The sequence below is a fragment of the Enterococcus sp. DIV1421a genome, assembly GCF_051711025.1.
GTDB classification, from domain to species: domain Bacteria; phylum Bacillota; class Bacilli; order Lactobacillales; family Enterococcaceae; genus Enterococcus_B; species Enterococcus_B hirae.
Window position 1 is genome coordinate 1,496,112 of sequence record NZ_JBIOLU010000001.1, and the last position, 13,708, is coordinate 1,509,819.

Annotated in this window: 12 protein-coding genes; 4 read left to right on the forward strand and 8 right to left on the reverse strand. The window is 37.3% G+C overall.

Features of this window, described 5'->3' with window-relative positions; translation table 11 throughout:
• Nucleotides 1-115: 115 nt before the first annotated feature.
• The 8 genes from IGK21_RS06875 to menB all read right to left on the reverse strand — a co-directional run bounded on the left by IGK21_RS06875 (nt 116) and on the right by menB (nt 10,874).
• A complete protein-coding gene (locus tag IGK21_RS06875) occupies nt 116-1,375 on the reverse strand; it encodes an extracellular solute-binding protein (protein WP_010737611.1) in 1,260 nt (419 codons plus the stop codon).
• Nucleotides 1,376-1,473: 98 nt separating this feature from the next.
• The gene (locus tag IGK21_RS06880; RefSeq protein WP_034698028.1) at nt 1,474-3,243 is read right to left on the reverse strand and encodes a glycoside hydrolase family 13 protein; all 1,770 of its coding nucleotides are present in this window, start codon (nt 3,241-3,243) and stop codon (nt 1,474-1,476) included.
• Nucleotides 3,244-3,569: 326 nt separating this feature from the next.
• Nucleotides 3,570-4,682: an o-succinylbenzoate synthase gene (menC, locus tag IGK21_RS06885; protein WP_034698527.1), complete on the reverse strand. Its 1,113-nt coding sequence runs from the start codon at nt 4,680-4,682 to the stop codon at nt 3,570-3,572.
• A complete protein-coding gene (menH, locus tag IGK21_RS06890) occupies nt 4,672-5,508 on the reverse strand; it encodes a 2-succinyl-6-hydroxy-2,4-cyclohexadiene-1-carboxylate synthase (RefSeq protein ID WP_034698031.1) in 837 nt (278 codons plus the stop codon). The genes menC and menH overlap by 11 nt, the downstream gene beginning before the upstream one ends.
• Nucleotides 5,501-7,249: a 2-succinyl-5-enolpyruvyl-6-hydroxy-3-cyclohexene-1-carboxylic-acid synthase gene (gene menD / locus IGK21_RS06895; protein ID WP_034698034.1), complete on the reverse strand. Its 1,749-nt coding sequence runs from the start codon at nt 7,247-7,249 to the stop codon at nt 5,501-5,503. The genes menH and menD overlap by 8 nt, the downstream gene beginning before the upstream one ends.
• Entirely contained in the window at nt 7,246-8,607 is a 1,362-nt protein-coding gene (locus IGK21_RS06900) for an isochorismate synthase (RefSeq protein WP_034698037.1), read from the reverse strand. The genes menD and IGK21_RS06900 overlap by 4 nt, the downstream gene beginning before the upstream one ends.
• Nucleotides 8,588-10,114, reverse strand: a complete 1,527-nt coding sequence (gene menE / locus IGK21_RS06905) for an o-succinylbenzoate--CoA ligase (RefSeq protein WP_034698039.1) — start codon at nt 10,112-10,114, stop codon at nt 8,588-8,590. The genes IGK21_RS06900 and menE overlap by 20 nt, the downstream gene beginning before the upstream one ends.
• Nucleotides 10,059-10,874 (reverse strand): 1,4-dihydroxy-2-naphthoyl-CoA synthase, encoded by an 816-nt coding sequence (gene menB / locus IGK21_RS06910; protein WP_010719121.1) that lies wholly within the window; start codon nt 10,872-10,874, stop codon nt 10,059-10,061. Before menB ends, menE begins: the two co-directional genes overlap by 56 nt.
• 128 nt (nt 10,875-11,002) lie before the next feature.
• On the opposite strand from menB, the gene IGK21_RS06915 reads away from it, so the two are divergent.
• The 4 genes from IGK21_RS06915 (at nt 11,003) to IGK21_RS06930 (ending at nt 13,631) form a co-directional block, all read left to right on the forward strand.
• Nucleotides 11,003-11,392, forward strand: coding sequence for a PaaI family thioesterase (locus IGK21_RS06915; protein WP_034698042.1), 390 nt, complete (start codon nt 11,003-11,005; stop codon nt 11,390-11,392).
• Nucleotides 11,393-11,671: 279 nt separating this feature from the next.
• A complete protein-coding gene (locus tag IGK21_RS06920) occupies nt 11,672-12,520 on the forward strand; it encodes a YitT family protein (protein ID WP_034698045.1) in 849 nt (282 codons plus the stop codon).
• 210 nt (nt 12,521-12,730) lie between these two features.
• A complete protein-coding gene (locus IGK21_RS06925) occupies nt 12,731-13,141 on the forward strand; it encodes an organic hydroperoxide resistance protein (protein WP_010719118.1) in 411 nt (136 codons plus the stop codon).
• Nucleotides 13,142-13,199: 58 nt separating this feature from the next.
• Complete coding sequence (locus IGK21_RS06930) at nt 13,200-13,631, forward strand: MarR family winged helix-turn-helix transcriptional regulator (protein ID WP_034698048.1); 432 nt, start codon at nt 13,200-13,202, stop codon at nt 13,629-13,631.
• Nucleotides 13,632-13,708: the final 77 nt, after the last annotated feature.

Consider the following 13,708-nt stretch of genomic DNA (forward strand, 5'->3'; position numbering starts at 1 on the left):
ATTGATCCATGACTTGTTTTATGATTTGGTTGACCAAATGAGATTTAGTGGTCTACTATCACCACATCTAGTAAAAATATCCATTTGATCATGAATAGAGATCGCTTTGTTACTTTTAATACTTTTGCTCAATCGCTTCTTTTATGGTTTTCACTGCTTGGTTAGCAGATTCTTTTGGCGATTTAGAACCTGAAGCTGCATCAAACATTAAGTTTTCAGCACCAGTCCAAACTTCAGCCATTTCTGGAATATTTGGCATTGCTTGCGCAGTTTCATACTGATCAATCACCGCAGTTGTCAATTCATCATTTTTTGATTTAGCTGTTTCACGTGCTGCTTGATTGGCTGGAATCTCATTGACCATTTCAAAGAATTTTTCTTGATTTTTTGTGTTTGTCACATAGTCTAACCATTTTTGTGATAATTCTTTGTTTTTAGAATAGTTACTTGCTACCCAACCTTTTCCTCCACCAAACGGTTGATAAGATTCGCCGTTGTTCAATGTTGGAATTTTTGCTACCCCATAATTGATTTTGTTGTCTTTATAAGTTTGTGCTTGCCAAGGACCATCAATGATTGCTGCTGCTTTGTTAGACATGAATTGTTGGCTAACGAAATCGCCTGCACTCTTGATATCTTGCATCCCTTTTGGCCAAACATTTTGGAACCAGTTTGTAGCATAAGTGATTCCTTCGATTGATCCTGCATTGTTTAGACCAATATCTGATGGATTAGTTCCGTTGTCACCAAAAACATACCCGCCATAGCCTGCTAGTAAACCATAAGAATAATAGAAATCAGTCCATTTTGCTAAGAATCCAGTGTTTTTTCCTGCTTCTGATTCAAAGGCAAAGCGTTTGTCTTTGGCTAGATTTTCTAATTCTTTGAAAGTGGTTGGTGCTGCATCTACTAGATCCTTGTTGTAGTACAAGACTAATGTTTCGATCACCGCTGGTTCGCCGTAAATTTTTCCGTCATAGGTCACTTGTGCTTTATCTGTTTCATCATAGTCGGCTTCATTTCCTAATTTGACTTCCGCTAAATGGCCTTGTTGTCCTAACGCACCAATTCGATCATAGGCTGCCATCATCACATCTGGTCCTTTACCGGCAGGTCCATCCAAAGAAAGCGCTTCTAATTGATCGAACATATCTTTTTCAACTAGCTTGATTTTGACATCATTCTCTTTTTCAAAATCACCCTTGATCTCATTGATGTAATCTTTATAACCAGAATCTACCGATACAGTTAATGTTTTTTCATCATTTCCACCGCTAGCTGTATCAGCTTTTCCATTACCACAAGCTGCTAATCCACCTAAAATACCAAGTGACAATAAACCCAACCCTAATTTTTTAACATAGTTTTTCTTCACTTTTTGTTCCTCCACTTCCATAAATGTTGTTTGTATAAAGAGTATACTGTTATAAAACGACAACTTGCAAACGCTTTCTGCATGTTACCGGTAACAAGTTATTCACACATCAAAATGAATCCGAATTGTTGAATTTCAGCTTTCCCATCATTTAATAATTCACTATTTTGGCTTAAGATAATTTCATTTTTCTGATCAACCAAATAACTTGTAGAAGATTGATTAAAAATAGCATGGATCTTTTGGCCGTTCAATTCACGAGAAAAATGAATCACGTCTTGACTATCATCAATTAGCTCCCAGCAAATCGTACCTGTGATTAAAATTTCAGATAATCGTTTCCGAAGATAAATCAATTCTTTAATAAAACCGTATAATTCCGTATCTTGTTGCTCTTTCTCCCAGATCATACATTTACGACAATCAGGATCATCTTCTCCAGTCAATCCGATTTCTGTTCCGTAATAAATACAAGGTGCGCCTTTTTGTAAAAACATGAAAGTAAGTACAGCTTTCATCAACTCTTTATTTCCATTACACAAGGTTAGGATTCTCGCAGTATCGTGGGAATCTAATAAATTAAATGTTCCTTCGTTTACTTGATCTTGGTACAGCATCTGCTGATGGTTCATGCCACTTGCCATTTGTGAAGCAGTGATTTTTCGTTTAACAAAATAGTCTTTGATTGAGTCTGTAAACGCATAGTTCATTACAGCATGGAACTCATCTCCTTGTAACCAAGCTTGGGATGAATGCCAGATTTCGCCTAAAATATAAATATCTGGTTTGATTGCAGTGACTTTTTCATGGAACAATTTCCAGAAATGATGATCGACTTCATTAGCGACATCTAAACGCCACCCATCAATATCAAATTCTTTCACCCAATAAGCAGCAATATCTAGTAAGTACGATTGAACCTCAGGATTTGCTGTGTTGAGTTTAGGCATGAAAGGTGTAAAAGCAAACGTATCATAAGATAAATTTGCTGCTGTTTCGGGTAAATTCGTCATTTGATAGGCATCCACTGGAAAAGAATGAATATGGAACCAATCTTTATAAATTGATTTTTCGCCATTTTTGATCACATCTTGCCATTGGGGCGAGTCGCTACCAATATGATTGAAAACAGCATCTAACATGATGCGGATGCCCTTTTTATGCGCTTTTTCGATTAATTCTTTTAACAAGCGTTCGTCACCAAAGGCTGGATCAACTTTCAAATAGTCGATCGTATCGTATTTATGATTAGACATAGCTTGGAAAATCGGGCAAAAATAAATACCGTTGATTCCCAAATCAACTAAGTAATCGAGGTGATCAATCACACCCTGTAAATCACCGCCAAAAAAATCATCTCGGTCAGGTGCTTTACTTCCCCATGGTAGCGTATGAGCTGGATCGTTAGTTGAGTCGCCATTCGCAAATCGTTCAGGAAATATTTGGTACCAAATCGTTTCTTTTGCCCATTGCGGCACTTTGAAACGATCAATTTCATGAAAATAGGGTATCCGGAAATAGTAATTTGCTTCTGCTAAGTTTGCTGGTTCATACGCAAAAATCCCTTGATCCCCGTAAAAACATTCTGTGCCATCAATCCCTACGATATGAAACCCATATTGTAACCTTCTAGTCGAGCTTGTTTTTTCCACTTCCCAGTAATCATGAACTAAAGTACTCAGACTTTTTTTCATTGGTATTTCTTCCAGATACCATTTTTGTGAATCAATCGTATAAGGATCGCCACTAATAAGATAAACTTTTTTTACATCGTCTTTACAGGTACGTAAACGAATTCTGAAAGTATCAGCTGTATATAAAAAAGCATATTCACTTTCCGGTCGATGATAAATTGCTGCGGTGTTCATGTATTTCCTCCTTCATATTTAAGATTACGTGTTCACTATAAAAGAGTGAACAACAAAAGACAACGCTTTCATTTATGTTATCGGTAACAGAATTCTGTTTCCCATGATTATCTCATCAAAAGGAGAAGTTAGGTCAATGGCGACATTAGCTGAATTATCGGTATTGTAGAAAGTGTAATTTTATACTCGCTACTTGCTGATTCATATAAAAAAAGTTCAACAAAAAGAAAGAATCCAAAAGAGAAAGAGCTGCTTTTGGATTCTTTCTGATTACTTGGTGTATCTCTACAACGACCACAGTGATCATATTATTTGTCAAACGTTTATTATTGAGAAAAAAGGAGTTCCTTTTTGTAGCAATAACGTTCGATTTTTTCTTGATCAAGGACTGCCCCATTGCCTTTTCCTAAGGGAACTGCAAGTTTCCCATCAGTGAGGCAAGCTTTATTTTTGATGATATCATCGTAGTAATAGCGATCTGATGCCGATATATCGCCAGGGAAAGTAAAGTCATTTTGGCTGGCAAATTGTATATTTAAGCAACGTCCTACTCCTGATTCAAACATTCCACCTAGCCACACTGTCAAGTTATGTTCACGACAAAATGTTACGATGGATAATGCCTCAGCGATCCCACCCACTCTGGGGATTTTTAGATTAATCCCACGACAACTTCCCAAGGTATGAGCGGTTTTAACATCATTTAGTGTACGAATATTCTCATCTAAACAAATTGGTGTTTTTAATTGTTTCTGTAAATACGCATGCTCGATAAAATCCCGTTGATTAAAAGGCTGTTCAATCATCGCTAGGTTTAATCGATCCAATTCTAACAATACCGGTAGATCCTTTAATGTATAAGCAGAATTGGCATCTGCCATCAAAAGCAAGTGAGGAAATTCCTTTCGTAATAAGGTTAATGGTTCGATATCGTAATCTGGTTTGATCTTTAACTTCAACCGCGTATAGCCTTGAGAAACATACATTCGAGCTTGTTTTAACAATTTTGCAGAATCTGTGTGGATACCTAAACTAATCCCAACTGCTAATTCTGTTTTCGTACTTTTGAAAATTTCTCGGAAACTGACATTCTTTCGTCTGGCATATAAATCCCAAATAGCTGTTTCCAAGGCTGCTTTTGCCATAAAATTCCCTTGCACTTTCGTCAATCGTCGCTGAACTTCGAAAGGCTCTTTGATTGGAGACATAGTAAGTAAAGGAATCAATTCATTTTTGATGATCAAGCGACTCATGTCGATCGTTTCTTCAATATAGTCCGCTTGTTGGAAAGAAACCAACTCTCCTACTCCTTGATTGCCTAATTCATCCTCGATTATCAATAAATCAAACGCTTTTTCAGTTAGAATTCCATAACTCGTTTCAAAAGGGGTAGTCAAAGGTAATTTAAGTTGTAATTGCTCGATTTTTCTAATTTGTATCACTTTTTTCTTTCTCCATTATCCATTGATTTACTAGGAAAACAAATTTCGTTGGCTGTTCTAGATGAATACAGTGTCCACTTTTGGGAACCAACGCCATGGAAAACAGACTATTTTCTTCAACCAATTTTTTTCCGATTTTTTGAAACTTATCATCATATTCTCCTGCTAAATAAAGGATCGGTCTTTGGATATTTCTAAGCGATGGCCAGTAATTCGTCTGTTGCCCAGTTCCCATGCACATCAAACTAAGCGCCAAACCAATTGGTTGTTGCATAAGTCTTCCTTGGCGAATCTTTCTTCTTGTCGAATCAGGTAGTTCTTTTTGACTTTCAAATAATGGAATCGATTCCCAATAATCCACAAAACTAGACAATGGTTCAGTCATGATCTTTTGCGCTAATAGAAGATCTTTTTTTTGACGTATGAGCCTTTCGCTAAGCGAATAGATGCCTGGTGTACCACTTTCCATAATGATGCCTAAAATTCCTTTTGGTTGTTCAATCAGCCAAGTTAACGCGGTACGGGCCCCCATGGAATACCCCAACAAATAAAAAGCATCGATCTTTAATTGCAAAACCAATTGTGCTAAATCTTGAACAAGTAATGGAAGCTTATAGCGATAAGGATGAACATAAACATCCGTCTTACCATGCCCGATCAAATCAATTGCTAAAACATTTAAATCTTGAAAAGGCAAAGAAAAGCTCATGGAAGTTCCGGTAAATCCGTGTAAACAAATGATAGTAGGTCTCATTGGAGATGTTCGCTGTAACCAACGATAAGCATAATTAACACCATTAATTTTTATTTTTCCCTCACTCATTTCGATTACCGTATCCCTCAATCATGTGTTGCCAAAGTTCTGCTGGTGCTTTTTGTTCGCCAACGACTTCAATCAACGTCCAAGTTGAATTTTCTTTCTCTTCTCTGTTGTCTTTACTGTCTATTCTTTCTCGACTTTCACAAACTATTTGTTCAAATTCAGTCAGCGATTTGGGCTTTTTATAAGCGCCGCAGTAGAGATCTGCCACTTTCTCCAAGTCTAGATGTAAGGGTGTTGAAAACAAAGGATCAAAAAAAGAGTTGTCTAGTTCCCTTTGAGGAAGGAAAGAAAAGATACCTCCCCCGTTATTATTCAAAACGATCACAGTCACCGGCAGCTCAAGTTCTTTGATTATTTGTAACCCATTCATATCATGAAACAAAGCTAAGTCACCAATCAGCAAAAACATCTGCTGTTTCTTAGCCGCACAAATACCTGCAGCTGTTGAAATAATCCCGTCAATACCATTTACTCCCCGATTCCCATAGACTGAAAATCGTTGTTTTGAAAAACCAGCGTAGCGATCAATAAAACGAATAGCATTACTATTGGACAAGAAGAGTGTTTCGTCAAACTTTAACAATTGAAAAAGACGCTTACTGGCATTGCTTTCGTTATAGGCCTCTAAGGGTAAGGTTGTTTCTATCGTTTGTCGGGCAAGCTTTGCTCTTTCTTGCCAATAGGATAACCAGTTTCTATCTGCATGAGTATGAAATGCTTCATCGCTCATGTTCTTAACCATGCTACAAAACGCCAGTGGATCAATTGGTAAAACATAATTACTTTGATGTAACCAGTCTTTCCAAGATTCGCTTTCATCAATGATGACATGAGTCAGGTCTTTTGACTGCTTTAAATAAAGCATGAGGTTTTTGGCCAATGGCAAGTTACCAAACTGCCAAACGATTTCGGGTGTTTCTAAGCGTTGATCGGCAAAGATCAAATCAACATGAGAAATATAATTGTCGCTTTCTTTCCCGCAATTTCCTAAATTTGTAAGTGGATCACCAAGAATAGGCCATCCTACGATTTCAGCTAGTTCAATCATTTTCGTTGCCTGTCGTGTGGTCAATTCTCTTCCAACAATAATCAACCCTTTTTTGGTCAACCAAGAATCAAGTTCTGGTAACGAAAAGGAAGTTACTTTATTGATCGTTTCCCCTTTTCTTGAATAATGACGTGTAAATGATTGTGATAAATCCGGCAGTAAAGGTTCTCGAAAAGGTAGATTCACATGTACAGGTCCTTTAGGAATTTTTATTGCAGCAGCCGCACTCTCCCAACCTTGAAAAAACGCATATCTTTCAAAAGATTCTCCTTCTTCTGGCAAAGCCATTCCGATATACTTTTTGACATGGCTTCCATACAAATGTTGTTGATCCATCGTTTGTGGTGCTCCTACGCCTTGCGCCTCTGGTGGACGGTCAGCGGTCAACACAACGAGTGGAACATTTGACGCCTCAGCTTCACAAATGGCTGGATAATAATTTGCTGCAGCAGTTCCTGATGTGCAAATCAGACCCACAGGTTCCTTTTGTGCTTTTGCTAAACCAAGCGCAAAAAAAGCAGCCGAACGCTCGTCCACATTGATATAGCAATTGATTTCCGGGTCACGATAAGCCAATAAGGCCAGTGGTGTCGAGCGTGATCCTGGGCTAATGACCATTTCTTTTAATCCACTTTCTTTCAATCCATGAATAAATGCTAATAAATAAGCAGTCAGCTCTTTTGTGTTCGTCATTCTTTTACACCTCGAATCATCGGTTGAAATTTTAGAGCAGTTTCTAAGTATTCCGCTTCAGGCGTTGAATCTGGCACAATTCCACAGCCAGCATACAACTGGACCTCAGTATCACTCACTACTCCAGAACGAATACCAACTGCAAATTCACCAACATCCTCAGTTAAACTACACCAGCCAATTGGACCACCGTATAACCCTCGCCCAATAGGTTCTTTTTCCGCTATCCAATCAATGGCTGCCTGTTTAGGAACACCGCCTAAAGCTGGTGAAGGATGTAGTTGTCGTATGACTTCTAAAAATGAGAAACCGTCCTGACGGCTCCCTTTCAACGTCAAACAAAGATGTTGAATGTCTCGGTTTTTTAAAAGACTTTTATCTGATACTGTTAGTTTCCCCTTAATAAATGAGTGCATCTGTTCTGTTAAACGTTCGACGACTAATTGGTGTTCTCCAATATTTTTAGAATCTTTTAAAAGTTTTTCTCCCAATGTAACGTCTTCTCTTTCGTTTGAACTTCTAGCGATAGAGCCAGCAATGCTAGCGGTCAAGAAATGGGTATCAGTCGCCTGAAGCAAACGTTCAGGTGTTGCGCCAATAAACGCTTGACCTTTTGCTTCTAAAACAAAGTGATAGGTGTTTGGTTGTTGACTAATCAGATGAAGTAAGATTTTTTCAACAGAAAATTCTTTGCCAACTAATTGCATCTGTCTTGCTAAAACCACTTTTTTAAGTGCTGATTTTTTATTTGCTGTGACTTCGATCGTCTCTTCAACAGCTTTTAAGAAATGAGGAACAGCTACTTCAGTTTCTTTTAATATTTGACTTGGCGAAAAATCTGGGACACATCGCTCTTTCATTTCATTAATGAGTCTCATTTTTTCTTTAATAAACTCATCGAGTTTTTTTAAAGTTTTAAAATGATTCCTTGCGGTTATTACAACAGTTAGTTGCTGATGATTTTGCTTGATTAATAGTTCGGGTAGAATAAAATAGCCCTCTGCCAATTCTCCCCAAATAGGCGCTTGTTTTTTGTTTTCAGCATCGAAAGGTAATCCTCCAAAAAGAATCGGAGTCTCTTTTTCAGGAACCAGAAACGAAAGTTTTTTAAAAAACTCTTGTTTGGCATTTATCAGGTCTTCGGTGGACCAGTTTCCACGCTTCTTTAAAAGATTACGCCCAAACCCCAAGAAACCGACATTTTTGTCTGGCGTTTGCCAAAAGAAACGTGTGCCTTTAAAGTCACTTGCTTTTGCAAAGAGATTTGCTAACGGTTCATAAGGAATCTTAAAGCTATAACATACATAGTCAGCTTCAGGTACTTCCTGTAGATTTAGATTAAATAAGTTGGTAGTCAATATAGTTCACTCTTTCTTCTGTTAAAAAAAGTCGTTTTAATGGTTTTCCTGAGGCTGTTTTTGGTAGATCATTGATGACAAAAATTTCGTCAGGATGTTTGTAGGAAGCAAGTGGCTCCATGAGATTGCAAATTTCATTAACGCTGACCTTATCTATTAATTTCAAATAAGCTACTGGGCGTTGCCCCCAGTTAGGATCGGCTCTACCAATAACAATAGCCTCTGTAATTTTCTGACTTTTTAAAAAAATTGCTTCAATTTCAGCAGGGTAAATATTTTCTCCGCCAGAGATGATTCGCTCACTCATTCGACTAAGAATTTTTAGTTCACCACTATCTGTTAAATAGCCCCAATCACCAGTACAAAACCAGCCCTCTTTCGTCCACGAATGTCGATCTCTTCCGTTGAGATATCCTTTAACGATCGACGGACCTTTCAAAAGAATTTCTCCAGATTCATTCGCTTGATCTGTCCCATCGATTTTAATTTGCACACCCATTAGCGGACGACCAACCGTGTCTTTAAACTTTGAATGTATATTGATTTTACCTGCGACAACTTGGGAACATGTTTCTGTCATGCCATAAGACAACATAACGGGTAGCTTCAACTGGCAACAGTCTTTAAGTAAGGTAGATTCAATCGGACCGCCACCTAATAAAACTTGCTTCAAAGAAGAAGGATAACCGTCTTCTGGTACAAACGGCAACAGATCTTTTAACATTTTCGTGACTAACGACAAATAAGCGGTTTTTTCGCTTAAAATCAGTTGGTTGACTTCTGATGGGTGAAATTTTTCACATAAATGAACGCTAATTCCTAAAACAAGGGAACGTAAAAGAATCGATAAACCACTGATATGGTACAACGGGACGCAACAAAGCCAATTCTCGCCAGACTCGATAGCCATACTTTTTTGTGTAGCTAGGCTACTTGCTTGATGGTTTGAAAAAGTTTGAGGTACTCCTTTTGGCTTTCCAGTAGTCCCAGATGTATACATGATCGAGGCTATTTGCTCCAATTGATAGCCGAAATCAATTGGTGGTTCATTAATTCTCCCGATTAGTTCCTTTTTTTTCGGGAAAGAAATGATGGTTACATTTTCAAAGGAAAAATGTTCAGGATGTTCAGTGATCAATAGTCGTGTATTGGCATCTTTTAACTGATAAGCTAGTTCTTCACTGGTTAACCTTGTATTTAGAAATTGGATCTCCATTCCTAATTCCCATAGAGCTAAGATCGACTGATACATCATTGTCTGATTATCGCTCAAAATGGCTACTCTTTTAATAGTTTTTTGTTGATTGCTTATAAAACGTTTGAAATAATAAGCAAGTTGCTGTACATAGTGATTCAATTCACTAAACGTTAGACAAACATCTTTCGTATAAAAGGCTGGCTGATCTGGCTGTTTTAATGCTTGTCGTTGCAACCAACTTTTTGGTTTTTTGTTAGGGAAATTTAGGAAATTGGTCAAAGTCAGGCTCTCTCTTTTCTTTGAATGCATCTCGTCCTTCTTGAGCTTCAGCCATTGTGTAGTACAGTAAAGTGGCATCCCCTGCTAATTGTTGGATCCCCGCGAGTCCGTCTGTATCTGCGTTCATTGCAGCCTTGATCATTCTTAATGCTAAAGGACTTTTCTTCAACATTTCTTCTGCCCACTCTATCGTTACGTCTTCAATTTCGGCTAAAGGTACCACTGTGTTGATCCAATTCATTGCTAAAGCTTCTGTTGCGGAATACTGTTTCGTCATAAACCAGACTTCTTTTGCTTTTTTATGACCGATCACTCGAGCTAGATAGCCTGATCCATAACCGCCGTCAAAACTTCCTACATTCGGACCTGTTTGTCCAAATTTCGCATTTTCAGCGGCAATTGTGATGTCACAAACAAGTTGTAAGACATTGCCCCCACCGATCGACCAACCTTTGACCATAGCAATCACAGGCTTTGGAATGACCCGAATCAAGCGTTGGAGATCTAGCACATTCAAGCGAGGGATTTGATCATCACCTACATACCCGCCATTTCCTCGAACTTTTTGATCTCCACCAGAACAAAATGCTTGATCTCCTGCCCCAGTTAAAATAATCACACCAATATCTTGCCGCTCTCGACAAATAGTAAAAGCTTCAATCATTTCAAACACTGTCTTTGGAGTGAATGCATTGTGTACTTGAGGTCGATTAATTGTTATTTTTGCTATTTTACCATGTTTTTCAAAAAGTATTTCTTCATAGTCTTTAATTGTTTGCCATTCTCTCATTTTATTCCTCCTCTAAGTTGAACATTCTTATTATACACAAAAGCCAAAGAAAACGTTTGTAATTTTATATTTTTTAAGAATTTCTGTTATACTATTCAAAAAAACAAAAAAAGGAATGAAACCTAAAAATGAATTTAATCGAATATTTACAGATTGAGACAATATCTATCTCAAAAGAACAGGTTGAATTGTTACTACCGATTTCTGACATCCATCTCCAACCTTTTGGCTTCCTTCATGGCGGAATCAACGGTATCTTGATTGAAACCGCTTGTAGTATTGGTGCTAACCAACATTTAAGCTCGCCACAATATGCGGTAGGTGTAGATTTACACGTCAACCACCTTAACAGCGCTCAAAATGGACAATTACAAGTGATCGCACGTCCGACTAAAATTGGACGCTCTATCCAATTTTGGGCAGCTGAAATTTATTTAGAAAAAGAAAACGAACCAACCCCTGCTCATCTTATTGCCAATGGTTCTTGCACACTAACTGTTCGTAACGAATCGACATGACGTTGCATTTATGTCCAACCTTTCATTCATTAAATTTCCATCTTTATTTGCTCTTTATCGAAATAAGGAAAAGTAAAAGACATCTTTCATTTTTATTTCAATCGATAAAAAATATTAATATTCACTATCTATAGCAACATAGTGAACTCATAGCACCTCTATTTCTCGACTTGAAATGTTAGACTAACCTAACATTTTTTTAAAATAGTAGTTAACTTTAGGTGAATATTACGTTATAATGAAAAAAGCACTAAAAAATTAAAATACAATAATGAATGGATGAAGCAAATGAAAACGATGATTTGGACATACATAAAAATAATGTTTGCCTTAACCATTTTAGGCGTAGGTATCAATATGTTTTTAGGCCCCCACCATATCGCAGCAGGCGGTGTAAGTGGTTTAGGTATTCTCTTAGAATCGGCTTTAGGTTTTGATCGTGCAATGGTCATTTTAGTATTAAATATCATCATGTTGGTATTAGCTCTTGTATTTCTTGGAAAAAAACCTTTTTTCAAAGTGCTTTTTGGAAGTCTTGTCTTTCCGCTGATTATTGCGGTCGTCCCTGAAATGATGATAACGTCGGATCGTTTACTTTCAGTGATCTTTGGTAGTGCGATCTTTGCTCTGGGTGTCGCTATTTTATACAAAAATAATTCTTCAAGTGGCGGAACAACTATTCCACCACTGATCTTCAAAAAGTACTTTCATTTGAATACTTCGATTGGTTTATTGGTAACAGATGCGTTTGTTGTATCACTTAATTTATTTATTTTTGGGTTTGAAGAATTTTTATATGCCATTCTTTCGATCGTCATTACCTCGATTGTAATGTCATATATTGAAACAGGAATGAATCGTAAAAAATCGATAATGGTGATGAGCGAAACTTCTATCGAAGAAATCCGCCAACGTTTAAGTGCGGAAATTGGTCGTGGCTTAACTTTATTAGAAGCAAAAGGTGGCTACAACCGCAAATCTAAAGAAGTTTTATTGATCGTCGTAACAGACCAGGAGTTTTCAAGAGTCAAACCATTGATCGAAGAAATCGACCCTACTGCTTTTGTGATTGTCAGCAGTGTAGCTGAAGTAACTGGTAGTGGCTTCACTTACCATCCAATTGAGTAATAAGAGGCTTATTCATAAATACTTCCTCTTCTATTTTTGTATTTCTTCTAAAAATTGATTCTGCTTAAATAATTTATCTAAAACGAGTGATGCCATAACGTGTAGTCGCTCGTTTTTTTTTATGCCCATGCTGAAACGAATTAGTTGCCTTTCTCAATTAAGTTGTATACAATTTAATTGTACAAAATCAAATTTAAAGGAGTGTTTTTTATGAAAAAAATGTATTCTACAAAAATGATCAATACTGGTGGTCGTTCAGGTGAAGTTCATAGTCCAGATCATTCATTTGAACTTGCAATTGCGGCTCCTGGACGTCGTGTAGCCGATGCAACGAATCCTGAGCAATTATTTGCAGCAGGTTTCAGTGCTTGTTTCAATAGTGCGTTAGAATTGATCAAAAATCAAAAAAATATCTCTGGTGCTTCTACCATCAGTGCTCAAGTATCTTTGTATGCTGAAAATGAAATGAGTTTTGTTTTAGGCGTTGAAATTGAAGGTCATGTTGAAGGTCTTTCTTTAGAAGAAACACAAGAATTATTGGAAGCAGCTCATAAGGTTTGCCCATATTCTAAAGCAACTGCAGGTAATATTGAAGTGACATTGACTGCCGTTAACAGCTAGACATTTATTACAAAATCAGCTATGCTAACAAGGAACTACGAGAATCGAGGTGGAGAAAATGGAAGATTTATATTTAGAAAACCAGTTGTGCTTTCCTTTATATGCCACCTCTAAAGAAATCATTCGCTCGTACAACCCTTTGCTGAAGCCTTTAGATTTAACTTACACGCAATACCTGGTAATGCTTGTTTTATGGGAAAACCAACAAGTCACAATGAAAGAACTTGGTAGCTTACTTTGTTTAGATTCTGGAACCTTGACGCCCGTCATAAAAAAAATGGCTGACAAAGGCCTACTTCAAAGAAGAAGAGCAGATAAAGACGAGCGTATTACGATTCTATCACTGACTTCTAATGGAAAAGCTTTAGAAGAAAAAGCAAAAGATATTCCTGCTAAAATATTAGCGAGTCTTCCACTTGAACCGGATGAGCTTGTTCTTTTGCAAAAACTCAGCAAGAAAATGCTAACTAATTTTCGGGAAAAACACTAGGAACTAAACAGTCAAACTGCAGACATTGCTCATCAATGTCTGCAGTTTTTATTTTTTTCTTCCTAATTCCCTATTTC